At 34.8% G+C, this 26,247-nt stretch carries 26 protein-coding genes; 11 read left to right on the forward strand and 15 right to left on the reverse strand.

Translation table 11 applies throughout. The features are described 5' to 3' along the window. Positions 1-374: 374 nt before the first annotated feature. From JCM15579_RS05840 to JCM15579_RS05855, 4 genes are all read left to right on the forward strand, one after another. Complete coding sequence (locus JCM15579_RS05840) at positions 375-1,313, forward strand: ABC transporter substrate-binding protein (protein ID WP_054717100.1); 939 nt, start codon at positions 375-377, stop codon at positions 1,311-1,313. Continuing rightward, entirely contained in the window at positions 1,241-2,617 is a 1,377-nt protein-coding gene (locus tag JCM15579_RS05845; protein WP_054717103.1) for a GAF domain-containing sensor histidine kinase, read from the forward strand. The genes JCM15579_RS05840 and JCM15579_RS05845 overlap by 73 nt, the downstream gene beginning before the upstream one ends. Before the next feature lie 24 nt (positions 2,618-2,641). Next, positions 2,642-4,087 carry a sigma-54-dependent transcriptional regulator gene (locus tag JCM15579_RS05850; RefSeq protein WP_054717106.1) on the forward strand — a complete coding sequence of 482 codons (1,446 nt, stop codon included), beginning with the start codon at positions 2,642-2,644 and terminating at the stop codon, positions 4,085-4,087. Between the two features lie 291 nt (positions 4,088-4,378). Further along, positions 4,379-4,894 carry an LUD domain-containing protein gene (locus JCM15579_RS05855; RefSeq protein WP_054717109.1) on the forward strand — a complete coding sequence of 172 codons (516 nt, stop codon included), beginning with the start codon at positions 4,379-4,381 and terminating at the stop codon, positions 4,892-4,894. Between the two features lie 30 nt (positions 4,895-4,924). Here JCM15579_RS05855 and JCM15579_RS05860 read toward each other — a convergent pair whose 3' ends face one another. Beyond that, entirely contained in the window at positions 4,925-5,275 is a 351-nt protein-coding gene (locus JCM15579_RS05860; RefSeq protein ID WP_054717112.1) for a winged helix-turn-helix transcriptional regulator, read from the reverse strand. A 137-nt stretch (positions 5,276-5,412) separates the two neighbouring features. Between JCM15579_RS05860 and JCM15579_RS05865 the strand changes: the two genes are divergently transcribed. Beyond that, complete coding sequence (locus JCM15579_RS05865; RefSeq protein ID WP_054717115.1) at positions 5,413-6,081, forward strand: NAD(P)H-dependent oxidoreductase; 669 nt, start codon at positions 5,413-5,415, stop codon at positions 6,079-6,081. 61 nt (positions 6,082-6,142) lie between these two features. Here JCM15579_RS05865 and JCM15579_RS05870 read toward each other — a convergent pair whose 3' ends face one another. From JCM15579_RS05870 to JCM15579_RS05890, 5 genes are all read right to left on the reverse strand, one after another. Next, a complete protein-coding gene (locus JCM15579_RS05870) occupies positions 6,143-6,754 on the reverse strand; it encodes an FMN-dependent NADH-azoreductase (protein ID WP_054717118.1) in 612 nt (203 codons plus the stop codon). Between the two features lie 61 nt (positions 6,755-6,815). Further along, entirely contained in the window at positions 6,816-7,379 is a 564-nt protein-coding gene (locus tag JCM15579_RS05875) for a YceI family protein (RefSeq protein WP_054717121.1), read from the reverse strand. A 185-nt stretch (positions 7,380-7,564) separates the two neighbouring features. After that, a complete protein-coding gene (locus tag JCM15579_RS05880) occupies positions 7,565-8,152 on the reverse strand; it encodes a Crp/Fnr family transcriptional regulator (RefSeq protein ID WP_054717124.1) in 588 nt (195 codons plus the stop codon). A 112-nt stretch (positions 8,153-8,264) separates the two neighbouring features. Then, complete coding sequence (locus tag JCM15579_RS05885; RefSeq protein WP_054717126.1) at positions 8,265-9,959, reverse strand: beta-N-acetylhexosaminidase; 1,695 nt, start codon at positions 9,957-9,959, stop codon at positions 8,265-8,267. Next, positions 9,904-10,596: a rubredoxin-like domain-containing protein gene (locus JCM15579_RS05890; RefSeq protein WP_054717128.1), complete on the reverse strand. Its 693-nt coding sequence runs from the start codon at positions 10,594-10,596 to the stop codon at positions 9,904-9,906. The genes JCM15579_RS05885 and JCM15579_RS05890 overlap by 56 nt, the downstream gene beginning before the upstream one ends. A 260-nt stretch (positions 10,597-10,856) precedes the next feature. On the opposite strand from JCM15579_RS05890, the gene JCM15579_RS05895 reads away from it, so the two are divergent. Together JCM15579_RS05895 and JCM15579_RS05900 are read left to right on the forward strand one after the other, a co-directional pair. Further along, positions 10,857-12,701, forward strand: a complete 1,845-nt coding sequence (locus tag JCM15579_RS05895; RefSeq protein ID WP_054717130.1) for a helix-turn-helix domain-containing protein — start codon at positions 10,857-10,859, stop codon at positions 12,699-12,701. 156 nt (positions 12,702-12,857) lie between these two features. Then, positions 12,858-13,544, forward strand: a complete 687-nt coding sequence (locus tag JCM15579_RS05900) for a hypothetical protein (protein WP_054717131.1) — start codon at positions 12,858-12,860, stop codon at positions 13,542-13,544. Positions 13,545-13,668: 124 nt separating this feature from the next. On the opposite strand, the gene JCM15579_RS05905 is transcribed toward JCM15579_RS05900, so the two are convergent. The 9 genes from JCM15579_RS05905 to JCM15579_RS05945 form a co-directional block, all read right to left on the reverse strand. Then, positions 13,669-13,890, reverse strand: a complete 222-nt coding sequence (locus JCM15579_RS05905; protein ID WP_054717133.1) for a hypothetical protein — start codon at positions 13,888-13,890, stop codon at positions 13,669-13,671. Between the two features lie 11 nt (positions 13,891-13,901). After that, entirely contained in the window at positions 13,902-14,744 is an 843-nt protein-coding gene (lgt, locus tag JCM15579_RS05910; RefSeq protein WP_054717135.1) for a prolipoprotein diacylglyceryl transferase, read from the reverse strand. 204 nt (positions 14,745-14,948) lie between these two features. After that, complete coding sequence (locus JCM15579_RS05915; protein ID WP_054717137.1) at positions 14,949-15,206, reverse strand: putative signal transducing protein; 258 nt, start codon at positions 15,204-15,206, stop codon at positions 14,949-14,951. 163 nt (positions 15,207-15,369) lie between these two features. Beyond that, entirely contained in the window at positions 15,370-15,645 is a 276-nt protein-coding gene (locus JCM15579_RS05920; protein ID WP_054717139.1) for a hypothetical protein, read from the reverse strand. 225 nt (positions 15,646-15,870) lie between these two features. Beyond that, the gene (locus JCM15579_RS05925) at positions 15,871-17,148 is read right to left on the reverse strand and encodes a DUF4932 domain-containing protein (RefSeq protein ID WP_054717142.1); all 1,278 of its coding nucleotides are present in this window, start codon (positions 17,146-17,148) and stop codon (positions 15,871-15,873) included. Positions 17,149-17,287: 139 nt separating this feature from the next. Then, complete coding sequence (gene tnpA / locus JCM15579_RS05930) at positions 17,288-17,755, reverse strand: IS200/IS605 family transposase (protein ID WP_054717145.1); 468 nt, start codon at positions 17,753-17,755, stop codon at positions 17,288-17,290. A gap of 220 nt (positions 17,756-17,975) precedes the next feature. Next, the gene (locus JCM15579_RS05935; protein WP_054717148.1) at positions 17,976-19,079 is read right to left on the reverse strand and encodes a TlpA disulfide reductase family protein; all 1,104 of its coding nucleotides are present in this window, start codon (positions 19,077-19,079) and stop codon (positions 17,976-17,978) included. A gap of 154 nt (positions 19,080-19,233) precedes the next feature. Continuing rightward, positions 19,234-20,010, reverse strand: a complete 777-nt coding sequence (locus JCM15579_RS05940) for a PKD domain-containing protein (RefSeq protein WP_054717151.1) — start codon at positions 20,008-20,010, stop codon at positions 19,234-19,236. A 297-nt stretch (positions 20,011-20,307) separates the two neighbouring features. Then, complete coding sequence (locus JCM15579_RS05945) at positions 20,308-21,051, reverse strand: hypothetical protein (protein ID WP_157471355.1); 744 nt, start codon at positions 21,049-21,051, stop codon at positions 20,308-20,310. A 516-nt stretch (positions 21,052-21,567) separates the two neighbouring features. Here JCM15579_RS05945 and JCM15579_RS05950 point away from each other — a divergent pair. The 4 genes from JCM15579_RS05950 (at position 21,568) to JCM15579_RS05965 (ending at position 26,235) form a co-directional block, all read left to right on the forward strand. Further along, the gene (locus JCM15579_RS05950) at positions 21,568-22,041 is read left to right on the forward strand and encodes a LutC/YkgG family protein (protein WP_054717157.1); all 474 of its coding nucleotides are present in this window, start codon (positions 21,568-21,570) and stop codon (positions 22,039-22,041) included. A 9-nt stretch (positions 22,042-22,050) separates the two neighbouring features. Further along, positions 22,051-24,195, forward strand: coding sequence for an L-lactate dehydrogenase (quinone) large subunit LdhH (gene ldhH / locus JCM15579_RS05955; protein ID WP_054717160.1), 2,145 nt, complete (start codon positions 22,051-22,053; stop codon positions 24,193-24,195). Between the two features lie 19 nt (positions 24,196-24,214). Then, the gene (locus JCM15579_RS05960) at positions 24,215-24,406 is read left to right on the forward strand and encodes a hypothetical protein (protein ID WP_054717163.1); all 192 of its coding nucleotides are present in this window, start codon (positions 24,215-24,217) and stop codon (positions 24,404-24,406) included. Positions 24,407-24,576: 170 nt separating this feature from the next. Next, complete coding sequence (locus JCM15579_RS05965) at positions 24,577-26,235, forward strand: L-lactate permease (protein WP_054717166.1); 1,659 nt, start codon at positions 24,577-24,579, stop codon at positions 26,233-26,235. Positions 26,236-26,247: the final 12 nt, after the last annotated feature.

The following is a 26,247-nucleotide window of genomic DNA, read 5'->3' on the forward strand; positions in this document are numbered from 1 at the left end:
GGAAACCTGGGTTTGGGGATTCAATTTCCGTTTAGTAAATGAGTTGTTGAAAGACATGGTGGAGAGATGAGAGTTGAAAGCGAATTGGGCAAGGGAAGTAAATTTATTTTTACGATTGCTGTTTGACAACCTCTTTAAAACTTCTGCGTAACATCTTAGGACGTGCCTAAATTGTTGATATTTCCCTTATATTGGGCATGTATTTCTTATCAATTCTAATATGATATGAGGTGTTTACGCAATTTATTAATCTTTTTTTTTCTGTTTAGTTCAATTATTGCTTATTCCAACAGCAGAAAAAAATACTTGTTCTTCATTCCTATCATCAAGGTTTACGTTGGACAGATAATGTAAATCTGGGTATTCAGGCTGTGATGGATTCCGTTGGGAATAAATACGAGATTGATTACGAATACCTTGATACCAAAAGAAATCCATCACCCGAATACCTCGAGAAGCTAATAGAATTGTATGATTTGAAGCTGATGAAGGAAAATTACGATGCCATTATTGTATCTGACAATAATGCACTCTCTTTTGTCCGCAATCATAGGGATAAATTCTTTAAGAATACTCCAATCGTTTTTTGTGGAATCAATCATTTTAAAGATGAAATGATTGAAGGAATGAAAAATATTACTGGTGTAGCCGAAGAGGTTGACTGGGATGGAGTAATTGACCTAATTCTTAAAACAAGACCCAATACCAAACAACTTGTTGTAATCAACGATAATGTTACTACAACGGGTAAGCTCAACAAGTTATCCATGATTGATATACAAAACAAGTATAAAGATCAATTGGAGTTTATCTATTACGAAGATAAAACCATGGATGAATTGGTGACTGATGTTAAAAAAGTCAAAGGTGATACATCTATTTTATTGCTTACTTTTAATAAAGACAGGCAGGGGAAGTTTATAAGCTTTCAGGATAATTTGGATCTTTTGATTCCTGCTAGTAAAGTTCCTGTTTATATTGTCTGGTCATTCTATGTAAGTGATGGTGTAATTGGAGGGAAAATTGTAAAAGGAAGTTTTCATGGTGAGATGGCTGCAAAAATGGTAGATGACATTCTAAATGGCACTCCTATTGATTCAATTCCCATTTACAGAGAACCTTTGGATCAATATGTTGTAAATTATAATGAAATAAAACGGTTTAATATTGATTATGGCGTTTTGCCCAAGGGAACATTTCTTCGAAATTCTCCACGATCATTTTATAGTGAACACAAAGAGTGGATACATATTATTCTGGGAATTTTATCCATTTCTACCGTTATTATTTTGGTTCTTTCGAGAGCATCATAAGAAGGATAAGGGCGGAACGAGCTTTAATCAAAGAGAAAGAAAGGTTAAAAATATCAGTAAAACATGAGCGACTACTTGGTATAATTGGCCGTTTACTGAATGCTTCTGCCGATTTTAAACATGTTTTAGATGATGTTTTAAAATTGATGACCGAGGAATTGAATGTAGCTCGCATAAGTCTTTTTTCGATTCAGTCATCCGATGATTCTGCGGTGAAAATTAAAAGTAGGGTATCTACTAAAGGGAAAAATATAAAAGACGTAGATCAGTTTTATTTTTCGGAATTGGAGGATGTTATTGCGCGTTTACAAAAAAATAGGAGTATTGTTTCCAATGATCTTTCCAATTTAGGAGGCAAGGAGAGAGAATATTATCGCAAGAGAAATATCAAATCAGTGGTAATACTGCCCGTAGTTGTTGAGAAAAAGGTGGTTGGTTTAATGGGATTTTCTCAAAACCAACAATACAAATGGTCAAGAGATGAAATTTCCATCTTCTTTAGTACTGTTAATATGATTGCCAATGCATGGGAACGAAATTCGTTGATGGAAGCAAGAATCGAGGCAGAACAAAAAAATATGGAGGCCATTCGTTTATTGGAAGAGTCTTCTCGATTGACTTCCATTGGAGTTATGGCAGCAGGAATTACTCATGAAATCAATCAACCATTAAATGCCATAAAAATTACTGCCGATAGTGTATTGTTTTGGCAAAAAAGAAACCCTGGACAGTTGCCTGAGATGTTTACTCGTAAAATCAAAACAATATCAGAAGGAACTGAGCGAATTGATTCCATTATTAAACACATGCGTAAGTTTTGGGAAAAACCTAGAGATGTTGAAAGCGAGATGGTTGACATGTTAAGTGCAGTTAATAGTGCTTTATCTTTGGTGAAAAGACAAGTTTATGATCATAGTATTGAGTTGCAAAGTAATTTGCCTTCGGAAAAGATTTTAGTGTATTCCAATTTTATCCAGTTTGAGCAAATTGTTGTTAATTTGGTTGTAAATTCGATTCATTCGCTTGATAAGGTGAAAAAGGAAACCAAACGAATTTTAATAAGGCTGAGCAAGGACAAAGAGTATGGAATTTTTGAAATCCATGACAATGGAACAGGAATAGATGAAGAAATTCAGGAAAAAATATATGATCCATTGTTTACAACCAAGGGGCCTGAATCTGGAAGTGGGTTAGGAATGGCCATTGTAAAATCTTTTGTTGATCGATTTCAAGGAGACATTTCCAACTATAACAATGCTGACGGAGGTGCAAGCTTTATCGTTAAATTTAAATTACAAAAGTAAGTTTTCTATATAAAACTATTAATCATGAGGATATTAATTGTTGATGATGATATTTCCAGTGGTACTGCAGTTGCCGAATTCATTGAGGAGCAATTGGGACATCAGATTAGTTTATGCCATAATGGAGAGGAAGCATTAAGATTAATGCAAACGGAAGATTATCGAATGGTAATATCCGACATGAGAATGCCTGGTATTTCGGGATTGGAATTATTGAAGAGAATTAAAAGCACCGAAGAAGGTAAAGCTATAGAAGTTGTGATTATGACTGGCTTTGGTGATATGGAAACCTCCATTGAAGCCTTACGAGGAGGTGCTTATGATTATCTTCTAAAACCTGTTAATATTGAAGAATTGGCAATACTAATTGAACGGGTTGCTGAGAATATTAGATTAAAAACTGAGAATCGGGATTTAAAGGAAAATTTCGAAAAAGAAATAAGTTCCGTTAAAAAGGATGAGGCAGAAAGAATCCATTATTACGAGACCACCATTCGGGAAATTACGTCGGTTGGTAAAATAGGTGTGTTTTCGGATGCTATGCGTGGAGTAGTTCGAATGGCAGAACAATTTCATGAAGATCGTTCGGTTCCGGTATTGATTGAAGGAGAAACGGGTACTGGTAAGGAAGTAATGGCAAGATTGGTTCATTTCGGTCACGAATCGGATACCATGAAACCTTTCATTTCGATAAACTGTTCGGCTATTTCTCCAACTTTGTTCGAAAGTGAGTTGTTTGGTTATGCAGATGGAGCTTTTACAGGTGCGAAAAAGGAAGGTAAACCTGGTAAATTAGAGTTGGCACAAGGCGGAACATTATTCCTCGATGAAATTGGAGAAATGCCTCTGGATATGCAACCAAAACTTTTGAGAGTATTGCAGCAAAAAGAGATGTACCGCGTTGGTGGTAGTCACGCTATTGATTTGGATGTGCGAATTATTTGTGCGACCAATCGGAATTTAAAGGAAATGGTTTCAGAAAAAACCTTCCGAAGCGATTTGTATTACCGATTGAATACTGGTCGTTTATATATTCCATCTCTGAAAGAAAGAAAAGAAGCTATTCTGTCATTTTCACAGATCTTTTTAGATCAATATGCCAAAAAGCGAGGTCGAAAATTTAAGTTTATAAGTAAGGAAGCTCAATCGATACTTAAGGATTACAATTGGCCAGGAAATATTCGTGAATTAAAAAACACCATTGAAAGAGCGACACTCTTGTATAATGATATCGAATTAAAACTTGAGCACATTAGATTTCTTCAGGCAGAAGATGAAGAGATCGCAGCAGGCGATCAGCCGCTTATTCCAGGGCGAATTGTACTGCCTGAAAATGAACTTCATATTGAGCAATTGGAATTGGAAATAGTTAGAAAGGCATTAAAAAAGTTCGATAACAACAAATCCAAAACTGCAGAATATTTGGGAATAACCAGAAGTGCACTTCGTAGCAGAATGAATAAATTGTAGCGTTTTTAAGCTTTCTTAAAATGTGAAAAAAATCCACAGTCGGGGAGAATATTCACACTTTTTAATCAGCATTAAATGTGCGATTTGGCCCAATTGGGCGAATTTGTCACAATCTTAGAATTATGTGTGCAGAATTGAGCACTTTTGATGTGAAAAAACAGACTTAGTGTTAGTTGTTAATCAGCAGTATATCAATAATTTAACGAAAGTTGAATTTTCTTAACTTTTATAATCATTCTTTGGCATTCCTTTTGCCTTTTAGATGGTAGTTTTAATTAAAATCTAAAAGGTATGGAAGTCAGAACATTTACACAGCAACAAAATTTATTTTCGACAGAAAACAGGAGAGACCTTTTGGATTCATTTTTAGCGAATTCAAACCAATTGGGGAATGACTCTCTTAAAGTAGATCAGGAATTATTTATTGAAGCAGCAAGCAAGGAAAACGTTCAGTTTGAATTTATTCGCTTGAATAGTATTGACCTGCACAAAAAATCATGTGAGATTAGTAATGCTAAAAATGCAATAATTGAAGCGGAATATGCAATTGCTGATTCAGGAAAATTGATCATTGATACTCAGGATTCAGATCAATTCCTGACCATATTTTTGGCAGAAACCCTACACATTATAGTTCCTTCTAGTAAAATATTACACTCGATGGATGATTTGGAATTGATTAAAGGGAAAAAAGCCATTGATGTAGGCAGAGGCATTGCCAGTGTAACAAGTTCTGGGAGCAATAAAGGCTTGAGTTTTTCATCTAAAACAATTAAGACTTTAGTTTATGTAATTGAAGATTTATAAAATATGGGGCGAATGATTATTCGTCCTTTTTTAATTTTCAACTTTAATCTTCTCTTTCTCCATTTGGGCACGGCCCCACGCACCAATATGTTCTATAAATGGGATCAATTCTTTCCCAGTTTCGGTAAGCGAGTACTCTACTTTTGGTGGAACAACAGGATAAACTTTTCGATTAAGCAAATTATCTTCCTCCAATTCGCGTAAAGTTTGGGTTAACATCTTTGATGTAATATTCTGAACCATTTTTTTAAGTTCCCCATATCTTAACACATTATTTTGCTGATAGATGTACCAAAGAATACGAGCTTTGTGTTTCCCACCTATTCTTCTAAACGCATAATCTAAAGCACAAATTGGAGCATCTGAATTTTTTTTAGTCATATTTAATTTTTTTTCTGCGATGTAATATATTGATATTCAGTTATAGTATCTAAAAAGATACTATATATGAAAAAAGTATGTACTTGTCGCAAAGATAGATATGCGATATTTTTGATGCAAGAAAAAAATAAAATCGTATGAAAGAAAGAAAAGAAGAAATATTAAAAGCGCATGCATATCGTCGTGCAATAAAAGTTTTTGAAGAGAATCATAAAATCTCTGATGATGATTTTGAGTTTATTCTTGAGGTTGGAAGACGTTCTCCAAGTTCATTTGGATGGGAGCCTTGGAAATTTATAGTAGTGCAAAATAAAGACTTACGTGAGAAATTGTCAGAACCAAGTTGGGGAGCACAAAAGCAATTGGCTTCGGCAAGTCACTTTGTAATTCTTTTGGCTCGTAAAGGTGATGAAATGCGCGTTGGATCGGAATATCTAAAATACAAATCGCAAGAAGTTGATAAACTTCCAGCTGATATTGAAGAGATGAAGTTAAAATTCTTTGGCAACTTTATGGATAATGAGTTCGATTTAACGGATGATCGTAAAATTTTTGACTGGGCTTGTAAGCAGGTTTATTTGCCATTTGCAAATATGATGACCGCAGCGGCTCAAATTGGAATTGATTCATGCCCAATTGAAGGATTCGACAGGAGCAAGGTTGAAGAAATATTGAGTGATGAAGGAATTGTTGATATCACTAGGCTTGGTGTTGCAGCAATGGTGGCTTTCGGCTATAGAAAAGAGGACTCTCCGTTTCCTCAATCACGTTTTCCTATGGAAGAAATAGTTGAGTGGGTGAAATAAATTATTAAAAGGGAGATGTTTTAACATCTCCCTTTTATAACTATATTTCATTTCTCGTGGATTATAGGTTCCAGCTTTGAATTATCTGATCAATTTTTTGTTTTGCATTAGTGAATTCTGATTCGAAAGTATCAGGATTTCCACTACTGGCATGAACAAAGTCATAATCCTTAATGCCCATAAAGTCGAGTTCTATTTTTAGAAGAGTTTTTACATTATCTAGAAAATCAAAATCCCCCAAGTATTTACCTGCGCTTGTATAAAGTGTTACAAATTTCATTTTATTCATTAATCCAACGGGAGCTCCATTATCATATTTGAATACTTTACCACTTTGCATGATCGCATCTAAATATACTTTTACGATTCCAGGTAATGAAAAATTGTGCATAGGAAGAGCTAGTAATACCAAGTCAGCATTTATAAATTGTTCATTTAGGACATCGAGTGGCTTTATGGCTTCTGATTCTATTGAATCAAGCTGTATTCCACCAAAATTTCTTTTAGTATATGCACCTAATGTAAGCTCATCGAAATATTTTGGAGGAGATTTAACCAGGTCAACTTCCGTAATATTGTGTGTTGTACTTAAATTTTCTAGAAAGTGGTTTAATAAACCAAGAGTATTTGATTTACTACCTGATGGTAGGTATTTTACAATTAAAATATTCATGATCTTCTTGCTTTTTTAATGGATAGCATGGGAGTAATCCCATGCTAAATTTGATGAGGAATTAGATGATAAGTGTAATATCAAGAGTGAAAATATCTCCAATGGCTTTATCACCTAAATTGTCAAAAAATGAGTTTGAACCGTAACGAACATCAAATTTTGATCGGTCAACCTTGAGTTGTGTGGTGTAACTGTTTCCATCTTTAAAAACATCAAAGCTTAAGCTTTCAGTTTTACCTTTGATGGTTAGTTCTCCGGTAACTTTGGCCTTACCACCTGCAAATTTTGTTGATTTTCTGATTACAAATTTAGAGTTTGAAAATTTTTCAACTCCAAAGAAATCATCTGACTTTAAATGGCCAACTAATTTTTGATTGTATCCTTTGTCTTCAATGTCAGTAACGGTAATACTATTCATGTCCATTACGATTTCACCACCAACAATTTGATCATTTTTTAAAGAAAGGAATCCATGTTCAATTTTGATTTCCCCATTATGAGATCCACCTATTTTTGTTCCAGTCCATTTAACTTGAGATTCATTAATCTTAACTTCGTTTTTTTGAGCAAATACCGATATCCCAGTTACAAACAATAGCACTAATAATAAACTTACTTTTTTCATGACTTATAATTTATTTCTTGTATTAAAATTGAATTCTTTTGATTTGAATTTCTTTTAATACAAATGTAAATGCATGAAAGATTGAAGTACTTGACTTGTGTTAAGAAATAAAATTGATCTATGTCAAGTGAAGTTTGAAAAATTTAGATAATAGGAGTAGTGGGGTATTGTAAAAATTAATAAGCCTATCGATTATTTTTCTTTCTGATTCGGCTAAGACTTTCCGGTGTTATTCCAAGATAAGAGGCAATATATGTAAGTGGAACTCTCTGAAACATATCCGGATGTTCCTTTAGCATATCGTTGTATCTGTCAATGGCAGGTTCCCACATATTCGCATTTAATCGCTTTAGCGTGTTAACATAGGCCTTTTGAAAAAGGATTCTAAAGTAACGATCAAAAGCAGGAACTTCATCATACAACTGATCTAATCGATCTTTCGAAATGCGAATGTATTGAGTGTCCTCGAGTGCTTCGATGTAGTACTTCGATGGTTTTTTACTGAAAAAACTTTCAAGATCACCAATCCAATTATTATCAAACCTAAGATGATAAATGTGCTCAACTCCTTTATCATCTATATAATAAGTGCGCATGCATCCTTTTACAATGAAATAATTGTACTTGCAGATTTCTCCTGGTACCAGGAGATCTTTTTTCTTTCTAATCGTAGCTTGTTCAAATGCGGATAAAATAGCTGATTCATCATTCTTGGTGATGTTCACCCATTTTTTTACGTAGTAGATAAGTTTGTTTTCTTCAGGAGTAGTCATTGCAATTGATTTCTTTCTTGAACTCTAAAAATAGATGTGAGAGTTGAATTATGCAAGAAGGCAACTTCCATAATTGGAAATTGCCTTCTTAATTTATTCTTTTATTTGGAGTTTACTCTTTGTTCTCGAAAACATGTTTGGCGTAGTTTAAACCCAATTCGTCATATTTCTTTCTGAAAGTGGATAATCTCACTTTAAAATCATCCCAGTTTTTCATTTTTTTCTGCGACCACAATGATTCCGAAAGGGCAGTTAATCTTGGTAACAGCATATATTCGGCATATTCTTCAGATCCGATGTATTCTGTCCATAAATTTGCTTGTCCACCTAAAATGTATTTGTGTTTGCTTGATTCCAATTCATCTGGAGTAGGATCGAAAGAATAAACCTTTTCTACAGGAAGAAAACCGCCAATTGCAATAGGTTCATTTGTTCTGTCTTTGGCTTGATAATGATCAAAGTAGCAATGAGAATTTGGCGACATGATTACGTTGTGATCAGCATTGGCAGCGTCAATACCACCTTTATTGCCTCTCCACGACATCACGGTAGCATTTGGAGCCAAACCTCCTTCCAGAATTTCATCCCATCCAATAATGTTTCTTCCTTTGCTGTTCACAAACTTCTCTATTCTTTGGATAAAGTAGCTTTGTAGTTCATGTTCGTCTTTTAAGCCGAGCTCTTTTTTTCTTTTCTGACAATGTGGACATCTTTTCCAGTTTCCTTTCGGACACTCATCGCCGCCAATGTGGATGTATTTCGATGGGAACAATTCAATTACTTCACTTAGGATATTTTCCAGTACCTCAAATGTTTTTTCCTTTCCAGCGCAATAAACATCATCATATACACCCCAAGATTCCTGGACAATTTTAGGTGTTCCATTTTTTTGCACTTCTTTTGATCCTTTGGAAATCATATTCTTTGGAACAATGCTATTTTCTTTCGGAAAACAACTTAAGAAAGGGTAGGCGGCAATAGCAGCACTGCTGTGACCAGGAAGTTCAATCTCCGGAATTACAGTGATGTGATTTTTAGCTGCATAAGCAATAACTTCTTTTACCTCTTCCTGAGTATAATAGCCATCATATTTTAGGTTGTCATTTTCACTCCCAGGGAAATTGCCTACAATGGTTCCATTTCTCGATGCACCTATTTCGGTTAGTTTTGGATATTTCTTGATTTCGATTCGCCAGCCTTGATCTTCGGTTAAATGCCAGTGAAATGAATTCATTTTGTGCATTGCCAAAATATCAATGTATCGTTTGATAAAATCTACTGAAAAGAAATGTCGGGCTACATCCAAATGCATGCCTCTGTACGCATATCTTGGGGCATCATTGATAAGAGTAGCAGGAATACTGGCAATCGCAGCAGATTCATTTCCCCAAAGGTCTTTCTTTTGAATTAGTTGACGTAGACTTTGTATACCATAGAATACACCTTTGGCGGTTTTACCACTAATTTTAACCTCATTGTAATCAACGTATAAAGTGTAAGCTTCGTCGGATTTCAACGAAGAATCTATGATCAAATTGATATTGCCCTTAGCTTTATCTGAAAATACAATTTCTTTACCTGTTGAAAGGGATAAAATCTCTGCAAGATAATGACCTTCGGCTTCCAGGTTTTTGTCACCTTTTACTTTAGTATTTTGATCGATAATAAACCGACCATTTTTAACTTGTAAATCAATTGGTTTAGGTATGATGGCATAATCCTGATCAGAATTGACGTAATTCTTCATTTTATTATCGCAGGAGGCAAGAGTTAAAATGCATGCCAATGTTAATAGTAGATTCTTCATTATTATCTGAACGCTTAAATAGTAAAATATTATCCTTTAAAACTTCTTTCCAAAAATGGTAACAGCACCACCCAATACCAATATTCATTAATCTTTTGCCGGCATGACCTAGCACAATACCACAGATTAGGGCGATAGTTCCGCATATCAACAACAGAATCTTCGATTGTAAATCATCAATTCCTTTCCAAGCCAAAAATGGTGTAAAAAAGGATGCAACAAGCATTATGCTGCTGTATATGATTTTCTTTTTAAGAATAGGAGTAGTTACCGATTTAAAACGCAATTTTCCATCAATCATTCCACTTAAAAAAGCACCAAAAACAGTAAATGGAAAAATTACTGCCGAGAATTTTGCTGTGCCCAATAAAATTTCAGGATAGAAATTTGGAAAGAATAGATTGATCAACAATGCCTGTAAAGCAAAAACCAAAGTGGTTTGAGGGAAGTGAACTGCAATAGGATGCAAATCCAAATGTAAAATTCTACTACGCCCAGGAGACATTCTTTCTTTGTATTGTTCAAATACTTTCTTAGGTAAACCACAAGCGGGGCATACATCCTGTAGCTCACTTTCTTTCATTACATATCCACAAGGCTTACAGATATACAATTTTTCTTCTTGATTTTCCTTCATAATTGGTTAATTTTTTAGGTCATAGAACGCATAAAAATACCAAATCAAACAAAATAAGAAGTCTAATTTTAAGGAAACTTTTTCTGGAATTATTATAAATAAATCTATTAGTGGGGAACTATAAATTTTTGGTTTGAGTGATTTATTGAAAGTATGACTTATAAAGTAATCAATATAAAAAGAAGATAGGAAAGAAAAACGAAACTCAATTCTTACGAATAAAATGTTGTAACTTATATGAGGCTTAAACATCTGTAAAAATGAATAATGATCCCGAATTTTTGGATAAAATCCGCGAAGTGATTTTGAAGAATATTAGTAAGGAGAAATTTGGAGTACAGGAAATAGCTGCAGAGATGGGGGTGAGTCGTTCACATTTTTTTAGAAAGGTGAAGGCTTTAACTGGCAAATCAGCCAATTATTTAATTCGTGAAGTTCGTTTAGAAGAAGCTGTAAAACTATTAGAACAGGGAAAATGTACCATCTCAGAAATTTCTTATGAGGTTGGATTTAGTAGTCCTTCTTATTTCAATAAATGTTTTCACGATCGATTTGGGATTACACCAGGACATTTTATAAGGAATAAAGAACTACCACAAGAACAACCTAAACTAAAATCCAATCTATATCCTAAACTATCCTTAGTATTTCTGGTTGTTATTTTTGCAGTTTTTGGAGCGAGATATCTGATTTTATCATCAGAGAAGAAAGAGCAAAGCATACAATCAATTGCGGTATTACCATTGCTTGATTTATCAGAGGATAAGAACATGGATTATATGTCCATTGGGTTAATGGATGCTATAACTCTGGAATTATCAAAACTTAAAAAAATAAGAGTAATTTCCAGAGGATCAGCAATGTTGTTTCAAGAATCAGATGAAGTGTATGCTGGAATAGCTAAAAAACTAGGTGTTGATTTATTATTGGAAGGTTCTGTTATGTATTATGCCGATAGTATTCGGGTAACAGTTCAGTTGATTTCTCCTTCTCCACTTGAGAGACATTTATGGGCTAAAAAATACGATGTAAAAATAAAAGATGTGTTTTTTGTTGCTGATGAGATTTCCAGTGCAATAGCAGAAGAAATGAATATCTTAATTGGTAGATCTAATGTCAAAAGTCAAAAAACTAATATTGATTCAAAGGCTGTAGATAATTATTTAAAGGGGAAGTATTTACTGCAGCAGCAGAACCCTAAATCAATTCAAAGAGCCATTGAGTATTTGCAAGAGGCCATATTGATAGATTCTGACTATGCACCTTCCTATGCCGCTTTAGCCAACTGTTACATTAGCATGAATAAACTTATTAGAAACAATGAAGAAAAATTAAAAAACAGAAAGGATTGTAGGTTGGCTATTCAAAATGCACTGGAAAAGGCGATGGAATTAGATGAAAATCTTGCTGAAGTCTATATCACAAAGGGAAACATCTTTTGTAAGTTTGATTGGGATTGGGAACAAATGAAAAAGATGGCAAAGAGAGGACTTGAATTAAATCCAAACCACCCATACGGACATGTGCTTTTATCCAATTATTATTTAATAAAGGGAGATTATTCTAAATCTATCGACGAAATTATTTTAGCAGAACACTACGATCCTTTAAATCCATCCATATGCAGCTTGGTTGCAAGAAGATACATGATAGCGGGACATTATAATAAAGCAATCAGCAAGTTTAAGCAGGTATTAGAGTTATTTCCTAACTATGGTTTTGCTTGGGATGGAATAGGCTTTGCTTATTTTTTTAACGGAGAACCTGAAAAAGCTAAAGAGGCGTGGTTAGAACTACATAAAATTATGGGAAATCATCATATGGCAGATTATTTTGCACAGGAAAATTTTAAAAACTCAATAAATTATTGGCTGAGTAAAGCTACAGGTGGTTCTAATTTGTATTGTTCTAACCCTTCAATAATTGCCATGGCACACCTGCTGGTAAATAAAAAAGAAGGAGCACTTGAGTATTTGGAGTATGCATATGAGTATAGAAACGAAGATCTACCTATACTAATGATGAATCCTATATTTAAAAACTTGTACGATGAACCAAGATTTAAAGCTATTGCAAGTAAATTGAATGTAGAATTAGATTATTAAATGTATTTAAATACAGTGTTTAATCAAAAGTAATCTAACGCTACACTAATGATATTTTTGCTTCATAATTAGAAAATTGTGCTTCAAAATTGCTAAGTAAGAAACAAGTCTATTTCAGAAATTTGTGAATGAAGTATTCACTAAAAATCTGAACAAATGAAGAAAAATTATCTATTAATTATTATTGCAATTTTTACCTTGGTTTTTATTGCATGTGATGAGGAACTATTTGTAGAACCAGAAGCTCAAATAGAACAGGAAGAAGTTACTTTAAAAAATGGCAAGTCAGAATTTACCGGTTTTGATGAATGGGGATTCAATTGGAATGCACATCATTTTGATGATTATTTAATTAACGCTATTCTGGCTGACCATATGTTCCAGAATTTTCCACACTACAAACATCCACCGTACAAAGGTGAAGGTGTTGATTTCTGGAATGACTTATTACAGATGTATCCCTATTTAATGTATTTTATGCCTGCTGATTTGTTGGATTGTAAATTGGTAATGCACTGGAACGATGAATTAATTTCAAAAGAAGGAGTTTATCCTATTGATTGGACTGATTCAAACGGCTGGATTACTTTTAAATTTAGAATGGATAAAGATGGCGTAAAATGGTCACACTTTAGAAAACTAGTTGCCAAAAGATCTACTGATTATCTTATTGGCGATACTTGGTACAATGAGGATGGTGTTATAATTGGACAGGTATCCTACGATTGGCCAGACTTGATTCTCATTAAAGTTGTGAATACTGGCGAAGTACCATTCTATTTTTACGATACCTATAGCAGTCCTTATGGATCAGGTGTTGGAAAGTATAAATTAAACAAGTGAGATTCAGGTTACAAAACCAATGATTGACACCATTTCAATTTGTGAGGCTGTTTGTAAATGACAGCCTCTTTTATGGTTGGATAATAAAACTTTTCTTCACGATATTCAGATCATAACTCTTCTTTTACAAATCATTTTTCAGGAGATAAGGATTGTTGATGGAGTTACAAGTTTTAAAGTTACTATATCTTCTCTCAACTTGCTGTCCCAGAAAATAGGTTGCTAAAATTGGAATTAAAGCATAGCCGATATTTTTCTCCAATAATTCAAGGTAATCCAATCCTGTTAAAATGACTGCTGTCAGGACAATAAACAGCACATCAATTATTATCTTATTGCTCCTCATGTTTCTATGATTTAAATTTGCAAACTTAATTGCTTTTTGGTTTTGCTTATCCCGTATGTGATAAATCCAAGCCCAACAATAATGTATGGTATACTCAGCAATTGCCCCATGTTGAATTGCATACCTGATTCAAATGCTACCTGATTTTCTTTAATAAACTCAATAAAAAAGCGAGCTGTAAATATGAGAAGCAGCACAGTTCCAAAGTATACTCCATTTTTTAGTTGCGCTCTCTTGGTTTTATACAAAAACAGCATAAAAGCAAAAATCAAGAAGTAACAGATTGCTTCGTACAATTGTGCTGGATGACGGGGAATGGTATCGATTCTCTCGAATACAAAAGCCCATGGTTTTGTACTAGGCACACCAACAATCTCCGAGTTCATTAAATTGGCCAAACGGATAAAACCAGCTCCTAAGCCTGTAACCACGGCAATTAAATCGATGGTGTCTAGAATGGCATGTTTGGTCTTGCGCGAATAAATAAACAAGGCAATGATTAAACCCAAAGCACCACCATGACTGGCCAATCCTCTATAGCCTGTAAACTCAAATCCACCACTGCTTGTAAACTGAATTGGCAAAAGCATTTCCAAGGGATGATTAAAGTAATAGCTAGGCTCGTAAAATAAACAATGTCCTAGTCGGGCACCAAGCAGAATTCCAATTATTCCATACATTGATAGCTTTTCTAAGTTGGCTTCTGGTAGTTTTTCCTGTTTAAAAATCCATTTCAAAACAGTAATCGATAATAGGATTCCACTTAGAAATAGTAAACTGTAATATCGTATGGATATGCCTAAAATATTGATGATTTCTGGATCTGGATTCCAGTGAATTTGTGTTAGAATCATTATTGGTTTTTAGCGTTTGTTTTCTGTATTATTTGTGATAGAATGTTGAAGAATTCATTTCGTTATTACTTCTACCTATTTTTAAACTCTGTGTTGCACTCTTTGCACAAATATGTACTGTTAATATTGTTAAAAGGAACAGAAGAAAATAAAGAGATTACGATAACAACAGCCTTTTTAAACCAGTTTTTACCCAAGTTCATTTTAAATATTGTTCGAATTACAATTAGGACAAAGTATTTCTTTATGAGAGTTCAATTCTAATATCTCAACAGCTTTCTGGTAATCGTCCTGATCGATCATAAGTTCAGCTCCCGAACCTAATATTCTATTGTAATTAGGCATCAAATTTGAGAAATTCTCATTTGTCACAAAGCATCTAATTCCCTCATTTTCTAATCGCCCTTTTATAATATTGGCTTCTATTGGCGATTCACATGTCATTAATCGTGTTGTTTTCATGTATTAGATGTTATTGTTTTTTGGCAATTGCCAAGTTACCAAATCAATTAAACATTAAAAATGTATCGCTAAAATTATTTATAAACAAAATCCCCCTTGACAACACCAATAATAATTCGTTGTTAGCATGGGGGCATATTTAATTTGCTGAATTCAAGTAGAATCACTTTCTGCTATCATACATATAGAAACCAACCACATTTTTATCATTGTCAATTCTGAGCTTTTTGTATACCCTCTGAAAATGATGTTCAGAAGTCAAAGCTGCTGATGGAATGGTGTTTTTATTGGTATCCTTAATCAAATAGGATACTACAATTTCCCAAATGTCTTCCTCTTTTAGCATTTCAGCTTGCTCTAATCTAAAATCAGGAGTATCCAGATCGGTTAAATCTTGCAGCTGCATCTTCGCGATATCGAATAATTCTTTTAGTGTCATATTGTAGTGTTTTATAGAGGTTAAATGATGAATTGTACGATTGGCAACAGTATGTTACAAGATACTTAAAAAAGATAACAATCAGGATGCATAGGTTTCGATATGCTATAACGCATGCTTATTTCCCAGTTGTAAAATCCAATTCAAAATTTTCAAGTAAAGGAAACCCTTCTTTGTCCTCGTTAAAAATAGAACGAAAATCAAGTAAATACCTGGTGTTAGGTTCTAGTTCAACACGAATACACAGAATGGTTCTTTCTTTGTTTTGCCATCCCAAATCCATTTTAGGCTGTTTGCTTTATCACTTATTCCATAGCTGGCCATCGGTTTATCGTACTCAACAATAATCTCTTTTAAAGAAGTGCTTACATTGTTGGTTCCCTGTTTCAGCGATGTATGAATAATCTTTGGGCAGTTGCTTTTAAACTCGCTTAACAATTCATCTACCGAGAGCTTGTTCTGAATCTTTACAATTTCTGGCATAAAATCATTTAGTGTAGGGTATTTTGACCTGTTTGATGAATATCGATCCAAAGCTTTATACAGTTCATCTATCCAAAGAAAACCTTTTGCTTTTTCAGCAGTAAGCAACTTCGCTACTACATCTTTACTGGCTCCATTGTCTTCAAAATACTTGATCGTAGAAGCTCTCACCAATATTTCATTAATCATGGTTTGTGCCGATCCATAGGCTTGTCTTCTCATTATAGTGGAAACCGAAGCAAATAAATCAGAGGCTTTCGATTCCATATCCGGGAAATATTTTTTACCCAATGGGTTGCAAAACGAATGGCAGAATTCATGTACCAATGTGCCCTTTTGGTACTTCTCAAAAACTGGATGTCCGGTACTGTCAACCTTGTAAGCACTTAAAATGGAGTACATATTTTCTTCACCTGATTTTGTTACATACTTTGGACCATAGTTGCCACGATGCAGCAAGCCTACAACGATATGGTATTTACCTTTGGGCTTGTAGCCAAAAAACTTTTCGAACCATTCAATCTTAATTTCATTGGAAACAAGCTCAAAGCGTTCACCGGCCAAATCATACATTTTTTGATTGGCTTTAAAGAATGTATTAAACTTACTTTCAAGGTAGAAACGACGAAGGGCCAGAACAAATTCTTCAGAATAATTCCCCCAACGATCATCCAAACCCTCTTTATTCAGTTGTGGATTAAAATAGACCGAGTTGTTTTTTATTTCCAGATGAATGGCCATCGACATAACAGCATCATAGCCAATACCTCGTTTCTTTTTAAGTTTTTGGGCTAGCTTTACCACTTCATGATTGCTATACTTGTTAAAGTATTTATCTGTAACATCAGCATGTAGCTTAACTGTATTGTTAATATATTCCTGCGATTTTGCCAATCGAAATACCACACTTAGCAATTCCACTCGTTCATCGTATTTCGGACTTAAATTGTTTTGCGCAAAGGAGCTGATGCTTGTTACTACAATCAGTAATAGTATTAGTAATCTTGTTTTGGGTTTCATGTTAAGGTGTTTGTTGGTTAGTTGTTTATTTTGTTTGCTAGAGCAAAAATCTTTTAACTATATGGGGTAAGGGACGTAGTCCTGTACTCTTCGTAGAATATGAGATGCAAATTGTGATTTAGGGGCGTAGCTCTGAAATTTATACATTATCATACCATTCAAATAAATATTTTAAATTATAATCGACCTCAAACTTTTTCAAAAACGATAAATATTCATCTTTAAACGTTTGTTTTTTATGATGTTCTTTTTGGTTTAAAACATACTTAACCACTTGGTCTATGTGCGATTTTGAATAAGTAAAAGCACCATACCCATCCTGCCACGAAAATTTACTTGGAATATATTTTTTATCATTCAACCATTTTGAAGATCCTGATTTTAATTGCTCCATCAATTTAGCAGGAGAGAGAGTTGGATTCATTCCTACAAAAACATGTGCATGGTCTGGATTGCAATAAATAGCATAGGTTTTACAATTGTGATTGCTAATAATACCACACATTATTTTTTCCAGCTCATCCTTAAAATGATTTTTAATTAGGTTCTCTCGACCTTTTACTGAAAAAATGTATTGAATGTACAATTGTGTGTATGTGTTTGCTATGGTTTATTATTTAATATCAGGCTAACGCCCCTTAGCTTGTTTCAAAGCTTGTTTTTCTACGAAGATTTGAGCGCTAATGCGCCTATGCTCTCATTTTAAGTCTGGTGTTCCAATATTTTTATAAAGGGATGTAGTCCTGCATTCTTCGTAGCACTTATAATGAGAAATTAAGCTTAGGGGCGTAGCCCTGAAATTTTATAATCATCCTTTGCTGATACATCTATGCCCCAAATATCTTTTTAAGAAATTCTCCTAATTTTTCGCCTTTTAAATCTTTAGCTATAATTCTTCCAGATGGATCTATTAGAATATTTGTAGGAATTAGTGTAACACCATATCTGGTTCCTACATTGCCTTCTTTTGTATTGTTGTCAAGTAAAGAAGGCCATGAAATAGCATCTTCTTTGGTAGCTTTTTTCCAATGATTTTCATTTTTATCCGAAGATATGTTGACGATAATAAAATCTTTGTTTTTGTACTTTTCGTATTCGCTTACCAGAGTTTTGTTTGCAGTTCTGCAGCCAGGACAACCTGCTTTCCAGAATTCCAACAATACAAACTTGCCTTCGAAATCTTTTAAGCTTACCATATTTCCATGTGTGTCGTTCAATTCAAAATTTTCAGCCATATCGCCAACTTTAACTTGCTTGTTCAAGTCTAACCACTTCGAGATGGATTGGGCATACTCTGATTGCTTTACTTTAGGGGATAAGTTTTCATACAAGGACCTTATTTTCGATTTTGGAAGTCCACCAGTAAAGCCTTTCAGCATAAAAGCACTGTAAAGTTTATCTGGATTTTCTTCAACATACTGTGCTCCAGCTGTAATTCTTTCTGTTATAATTTTAGATTGTTGCTTAGATAGAGATTTTGCTTTTTCCATATCTCTTTCCTCCATAGCACCTATTAATTCCTTTTGAATACTATCCATTTGAAGCTCTAGTGGGAGTACTGATTTTAGATAATCGCTATTCTGCTTTTGCAATTCACCACCTTCAAGCTTGGCGTATTTAATTTCTCCTTTTTTACCTTCAATAGCTATGTCTACATCCTCCAAGAAAAGGAACAAATACTCCGCCTTGCGTCCTTCCCCTATGAAAATACCTCCTGGAACAGTTTTGCTGTTGATGGCAGAACAATAAAATTTGTTGTCTACAATATAAGTGGTGTCAATGCCCTTGTTGATTTCAAAATTCATTAAAACAACCATAGTACTGTCAGGATAACCTGTAATGTTTCCATTGATTTTAATTCTATTCTCTTTATTCTTAAAAGCACTTAATGTCAACAAAACAATACAGGAGTAAATAATCGCTTTTCTCATAATAGTTCGTTTAAATTGTTCGATATTGGGAATGTTCTTCATAAATAAACACCCCACACCAAAGCATGGGATGTTTCTATTGTTAGTTTGCTATTGAAAAGCAAGGCTTCTTATAAAGTATTACCTTCTTTAAGAATTAACCTTAGGTTTTATTCTATTTCAAAAAGTAATAAAAGTGAAATAAGTAATCACCAGATTCAACTAAAACGCTACCTTTTCCTAAATCGTAATCTTCTTCTAGCGAACGTTGAACTAAAATTGAGCATATTTTTGGAGCTATCATCAATTCTTCAGCATCTAAATCTACATCATACAAATAAAATTGTTGTTGCGAGCCCCATGATGGAACACCACTTTCTTGGAGGTATAATTTTACGGAAGGAACTTTGATGGTTAGCGGAAAATTTTTCCAACTTAAATTGGAATATACTTGAGACTCATAAGCTGTTTTGTTATCAACTTCTATAAAAAGTTGCAATTCTGGAAAACTATTTTCATTCTCTTTTTCGATATCCCATTTTTGTGTTGGGTCATCATTTTTGTATTCACTTATTCTGTTAATTTCAACTTGATCTAGGTAAGCTTCTCCAACTCTTAAAGTTTGTTTATAACTTTTTCTTGTTCCATCCTCTTGAATCCCCGTTAATTTAATTTCATATTCTCCTGCTTTAGAATAGTAATGTTGGGGTATATTAGAATTCGTACTTGACATTATTTTTGGTTTGCTGCCATCTCCAAAATCCCATTCAAATTGTGTAATGTTTGATCTATCACTTAAGTTGGTTAGTTTAACATCCCAATTAACACCAATCAATGGGTAGTCTATCTTAAACTCAACTTGTATTTCGGGAGGAACTATGTCATTGTCTTTTTCACAGCTAATAAGAGCAATAGCGGTAAGAATAAATAAAATGGAATTGATTGTTTTCATTTGTTTTTGTATTTATTTAAATGATCTTCAGATAAGATTTCTTGAATTTTTAACGGTTAGTTAACTATAGAGTTCTAATGAGAAGCTAAGCCTCTCATGGGGTAAAATCTTATTTCAGTTTGTGATATCAATATTTCAGATTTTATTTTTAGCCTTCTGATAGGTATTTTTATACTTCTGATTTCTAAAACTATGCTCCTGATTAAAAAATAAGCTTCCTGATAGGAGAATAGGTACTTCTGATACCCAATTACACCCTCCTGATTAAAAACAAGTCAGCAGATTTAGGCTTTGTAGCTAGTTTTCGACTTTATCCGAATTGTTATTTTTATTGTTCTTAATTCTTATATACTCACTCGAATACTTCTTTTGCCTGTTTTCATCATCCCAGAAAGCATATTTACCATATGCACGAATCTCATCTACCAATTCTTTAAGGTAAGTATAGGCTCTGTCACGCATTTGCTTTTCTTGTTTTTTGCTGCTGTTTTTAGTTCCATCAACCTTGTCGCGCAAATCGAACAATTCGTGCGATAGAGCATCGGCTCGAGTCAATTTGTTGTTGTCAAAGTTTATGGCAGCAAACTCATCAGAATACTCAGCAGCCAGCTTAGGATAATCGCTCATATCCTGCATTAGATCGGTGTTGCCACTACCATCGATAATATTTCTTAGTTTGCGTAAAGCCTCTTTGTTGTTGCGCAATGCAAACTGAAAGTCGTATTTTAACTCACGTTGTAGTAGGCTGGCTTCATTAATTTTAGCTTCCCACTCTTTGGTGTTGGTTAATGCCGATTGGTAAACTGCATTCCATTCCGATTGCTTGTCTTGTAAAAATTTTGCTCTTGGTGTAAGCTCATCAATTAAATCAGGATTTAAACCACGAGCCATTAATGCTTCTTTGTCTTCGGTAGCATATCGGTGTAAGTCGGCAGCTTCACCGATGGTGATATCTACAGGAATAGTAGGTTGTACCACTTTCTCAATAGGAATTTCCATTACCAATTCTTCCATAGTCTTTGTAGTAGTCGTATCTGACATTTTTTAAACTTTTATGGTCGAAAAATATGACCGGTTAATATTAAATAATTGCTTTAAGTTCATTAAATTACAAAGAATATGTTAATGTTTAAAATGTTTTTAAGATATTTTCTGTTAAAAAATGCAAAATCTACCATTTTACTGTAGGTTCAAATACTGATAAGTAAAAGAAGACTTCTTACTCTTAAATTACCTGGCAATTCTCTCTTGGTTTTTTTCGTGTTGCCGATTTTGCTCACTTTCCAAAATAGTATGAAAATTGGTGTTCAAAATGGCGCAATTGTTCAGAATGGCACATCCTACAAATATCTATTGTTCAAAATTGAACACTTTCGAAATCGATTGAAGTGTGGCTATTGAAAACCTTTTCGAATGTCTAAAGTTCAGTAAATCAAGAGTAAATATTTTGAATGATTCTGAATAGTCTTGTGCAGTTTTTTTTGGCATTAGGCTTGGTTAGAGAGTGGGCAACAATAATTCGATCCTAACGATTTATTCTAACAATAACTTAATCCGATGAATGATTTAGAAAGATTTATAGAAAAGTCAGAACTAGTAGGTAGTGAGAATTTGGTTCTATCCAACGATGAATTTTCGATGCTACTTAAGAAAGAAAGATTTGACTACGTTGACGTGCCAAGTTTTAATCTTAAAAAAGACATTAGAGCTGGTGAGGAAGGAATTGGAACTGCACTGGTAGAAGTTGATTATGGTATAGCAGAAACGGGTACGGTTGTGCTTGATAGTTGCGAAGAAAATAAAAGGTTGGCTACATGTCTTGCCGAAAAACTTTTGGTGGTAATGCCACTAAGCAAATTGGTAAGCACATTAAACCATGTGGCCGATTTTCTTGAAGAAAGAACAGCAGATATGGGCGGATACGTTGCATTCATTACCGGAGCAAGTAGAACAGCCGATATTGAGCGTGTACTAACAGTGGGAGTACACGGACCTAAGGAGATGACAGTATACATTTTGAATGATTTATAAGAAGCAGCTATGAAGATACACGATCAGATAAACGAGAAATTGCAAGATGAGGTTTTATATAAAAACCTAAAGAATTTTGCTTCTGCTTATAAAGCATCAAAAGAAAATGCATATAAAGGACTGGATTTTGAATCGCTAAGAACTCGCGTTCACGATTTAAAAGACAGAGATTTAAATAAAGTAATGCAGCAATTCAACCAGTTTCGCGAAAATGTAGAGAAACATGGTTGTAAGGTATTTCAGGCGAAAACTGGCGAGGACGCTTGCAAATACATTGCTGATGTAATGAAAAAACACAATGCCAAATACATGGTGAAGTCAAAATCGATGACTTCGGAAGAGATTCTATTGAACCATTATTTGGAAAAAGAAGGATTGCAACCCATCGAGACTGATTTGGGAGAGTGGATTTTGCAGTTGGCAAACGAGCATCCATCACATATGGTAATGCCTGCCATTCACAAAACTCGTCAGCAAGTTGCTAAAATCTTTGCCGATTACACAGGCGAAGAGGTTGATCCGGATGATATTAAAGCAATGGTTGAAATTGCTCGTCGTTTCTTGCGCGAATCGTATTTCAAATCAGGTGTGGGTATGACTGGAGCTAATGTTGCTGTAGCCAGTACCGGAACCATCGGTTTGGTTACCAACGAGGGTAACGCACGTTTGTCATCAACTGTTCCTCCGGTGCATATTGTATTGGTGGGTTACGAAAAATTGTGCGATGATTTTAACCAGGCATTGGATATCGTTCGTGTATTGCCAAAGAGTGCAACCGGGCAAACCATTACCTCATATACTACATGGATTAAAGGACGTACTCCATCCTATAAAAACGAAGAAGGGATCAAGGAAACGCACTATGTATTCTTAGATAATGGACGTTTGGCATTTTTCGAGCATCCAAAATTTAAAGAAGCATTAAAGTGTGTACGTTGTGGTAGTTGTGCCAACATCTGTCCGGCCTACGAAATGGTTGGTGGTCATGTTTATGGCGATCGTTATATCGGTTCTATTGGTTTGATTTTAACGGCTCTTTACCAGGGCGACGAAGCGGCAAAAGATATTCTGAAGATGTGTATTGGTTGTAGAGCTTGTTCTTTCAACTGTCCATCGGGTATCGATTTACAAAGTTTGATTTCCGATTTGAAATTGGTAGTAGGGAAGAAGTATGGAATCAATCCTATAAAGAAGAAGGTATTTAAGAACTTGGTAGCAAAGCCGGATAGAATGAAATCTGTTCTTTCAATGGGGGCAAATTTCCAATTTCCATTAACAAAGACTTGCAAAACCAATGATGAAAAAATTATTGGTACTGTGCCAATGTTACCGAAGGAAATGGATTTCAGAAAATTCCCGGCTTTGGCTTCTAAAACATTTAGCAAGCGATTCTATAAAGATGGTTTCGATCAATTTACTTCAGACCGAAAAGTATTCTTTTACCCAGGTTGTGCGGTAGAGTATTTCTATCCTGAAATGGGATTGGCCATGGTAAAACTATTGCAGAAGAGCGGTATTCAGGTTGATATTCCTAAAAAAGCAGCTTGTTGTGGTATTCCTGCAATTGCTTCTGGCGATCCTGATAATGCCAAAACCATGATTTTTAATACGCTTGATAACCTGCAAGAGCCTAAGGATTACGAAGCATTGCTAGTGTTGTGTCCTACTTGTGGTGGCGCTATTAAGCATGAGTTTTTAGATTTCACAAAAGAAGACCCAAATAGATATAAGAAAGCTTCGATGTTAGGCGATATGGTAACTCCAATTGGTAAGTTTTTGGAGGAAAATAACATCAAGTTCAAGGTTAAAGGAAACAAGAAGGTGACTTACCATACACCTTGTCACGATTCTCGTTCATTAGGCTATTCGGCAGAATCATTCCTTTCTAATTTAATAGGAAAACAATTTGTTCCACTTACCGATAGCAATGTGTGTTGTGGATTTGGTGGTACTTACTCTCTGGATTTTGCAAGCATTTCCAACGGAATATTAAACAAGAAAATTGAGAACATTGAGGCTAGCCAGGCTGAACTATTGGTTACCGATTGTCCGGGTTGTGTGATGCAAATTAATGGTGGTTTGATGCACAAGAAAGTGCCTGTAAAAGTACTTCACCTGACAGAGTTTATCGAGAACTACCTGGAAATTGTTTAAATGTTAAAACATTCGAATTATGGATTTAAAAAACAATAGAATACAACTAGAGGAGAGTTTAAAAGACTTGAAACAAAAGTTAGTGGCTCTTGACATGTTAATGCACAATACCACTATTGTAGGAGATCCGCTTCGAAATAGCAATTCAATATTAAAAAACTATAGTAAATCTAACCCATTTGCTACAGATAATAAATCTAGTACAAACTAATGTCTCAGAGAAGATTATCATTTGTATAACCCCTTTGTTAGCAGTTATTGACATAACTATTGAGTTTTAAAAGGAGCCTGCTTTGGGCAGGCCCTTTTTTAAATACAATGCGAAAAAGGAATTACTGGAATTTTCTTATCAAGGCAAACTAAAACCTAAATTATTTTATTATGAATGCATTATTAGCTTTTTCGCCAATTCTTTTAACCATAGTGTTAATGGTTGGCTTTAACTGGGGAGCCAAGAAGGCTTTGCCGCTTTCGTTATTAGTGGCAATAGCAGTGGCGTTTGGAGTATGGAAAATTGATATTCACCACATTCTTGGATATTCGGTATTTGGCTTCCTAAAAGCTTTCGACATCCTTATTATTATTTTCGGAGCGATTTTAATTTTAAATACCATGAAGCTGTCCGGTGCAATGACCACCATCAACAACGGTTTTAATGGGATTACAAACGATAGACGTATACAAGCAATTATTATTGGTTTCATGTTCGGTGCTTTTATCGAAGGTGCTGCCGGCTTTGGTACTCCGGCTGCTTTGGCAGGACCACTTTTGGTGGGTTTAGGATTCCCTCCTTTGGCCGCTGCTATGGTTGCTCTTATTTTTAACTCGGTTCCTGTTCCTTATGGTGCGGTTGGTACGCCTATTAGTGGTGGTGCAATGGTTACCTTGGAACAAAATCTTGCCGATGTAGCAGCTAATCCTGAGGTATTTAAATTGGCTTTAACCAAATGGATTGCTATTCCTAATGCTTTGGTTGGTATTTTTGTTCCTCTTTTGGGTATCATGATCATGACCAAGTTCTTTGGCAAAGAAAGATCGATTAAACCAGCTTTGGCTGCAGCTCCTTTCGCAATTTTTGCAGGTTTGGCGTTTGGCATTCCTTACGTATTGATTGCATCTACTTTAGGTCCTGACCTACCTTCTTTACTTGGAGCATTTATCGGATTAGGTATTGTTATTTTTGCTGCTAAGCGTGGATTTTTAGTTCCTAAAAAGACTTGGGATTTCCCTCCAAAATCAGAATGGGAAGCAAATTGGAAATCGAATGATAACGGTGGTGATACCGGTGAGGCAAAAATGGGCTTGGTAAAAGCTTGGATGCCATATGTACTAATTGCTGTTATTTTAGTTGTGACTCGTATTCCATCTCTTGGATTAAAAGGATGGTTAGCAGCGCAAACGATTACTTTATCAAACGTATTGGGTATCGAAGGCTTAACCTACGTATTAAAGTGGGCTTATCTCCCTGGTACCATTCCATTCATATTGGTTGCATTAATTACGAATGTAATGCACGGAATGAGCAAGAAGCAAGTTGTAACATCTTGGAAAACAACTTTCAAGCAAATAAATGGTGCTGCTATCGCTTTGTTAGCGGGTGTTGCAATGGTTCAATTAATGTTAAAGTCGGGTACAAACGGAGCAGGTTTAGACAGTATGCTAACTACCATGGCAACTGCCGTTGCCGATTTATCCGGTAATGCATATCCGGTTATTTCACCAATTGTTGGGGTATTGGGTTCTTTTATGTCAGGTTCAGCTACTGTATCTAATTTATTGTTTGCTTCTCTGCAATTCGAAACAGCTACTATTTTGGGAATTCCTCAGGTATTGATTGTTGCAGTTCAAACGATTGGTGCTGCATTGGGTAATATGATTTGTGTAAACAATGTTGTGGCAGTTTGTGCCACGGTGGGATGTATCGGTGCAGAAGGAACAATTATCAGACGTAACGCAATTCCTGCATTTATATATTATTTAATGGTGATGATTGTAGTGGTAGTACTAATTTCTACCGGCTTTAATCCATTGCCATTATAGCAATTTAGAGCT

Source organism: Marinifilum fragile JCM 15579, assembly GCF_001310955.1.
Classification (GTDB): Bacteria; Bacteroidota; Bacteroidia; order Bacteroidales; family Marinifilaceae; genus Marinifilum; species Marinifilum fragile.